Here is a 569-nt window from a genome sequence, read left to right as displayed (position 1 = left end):
AGAAATGTTTTATAACTCAAAAAGAAGACATAGTTTTTTAGATTTTATAAGTCCAAATGAATTTGAGAAAAGATACAATGATAGTGTTACTCAACCCAAGGTGTTAACTGAATAAAAAAGTGTCTACTATCTTGGGGTCATTCCATATTGTTTTTTTTATTTTCTTCAACCTTATTATAATAAAAATCTTTGAATACCTTAATATCTTGCAAATTAATACCATCATTAATATTTTGTTGCTTTTCTTTATAATAATCTGGGCAAATAGTATAGATAATTTCTTGCAATGTAATTCTTACATATTCTGTTTTATATATTATTACATCTTTCAATTTTAAAGTATAATTAACTGCAGGTTCATAAATAAATTTATCTATTTTTTTTTGATCATCTAATGTTCTAATAAAAAAACTATATAATAGATTATTTACTCAACTTTCGCACATAAAAAATCTTCAATTTCTTATATATAAAAGCTATAATAAAGCCCATAAATAGGCACTTTTTGATATAATTTCATCACTACAATCAACTATATAAAGGGCTTTTTTATGGGACTTGATGATTTT

General features: G+C 23.0%; 1 protein-coding gene. It reads right to left on the bottom strand.

Annotated elements, in window-relative coordinates:
- Positions 1 to 137: 137 nt before the first annotated feature.
- Entirely contained in the window at positions 138 to 332 is a 195-nt protein-coding gene (locus CJ670_RS10760; protein ID WP_133161068.1) for a hypothetical protein, read from the bottom strand.
- Positions 333 to 569: the final 237 nt, after the last annotated feature.

Origin of the sequence: Arcobacter cryaerophilus gv. crypticus (assembly GCF_002993025.1) — a bacterium.
Classification (GTDB): domain Bacteria; phylum Campylobacterota; class Campylobacteria; order Campylobacterales; family Arcobacteraceae; genus Aliarcobacter; species Aliarcobacter cryaerophilus_B.
The sequence above is the reverse complement of the archived record's forward strand: the minus strand, read 5'-3'. Positions and strand labels throughout refer to the sequence as shown.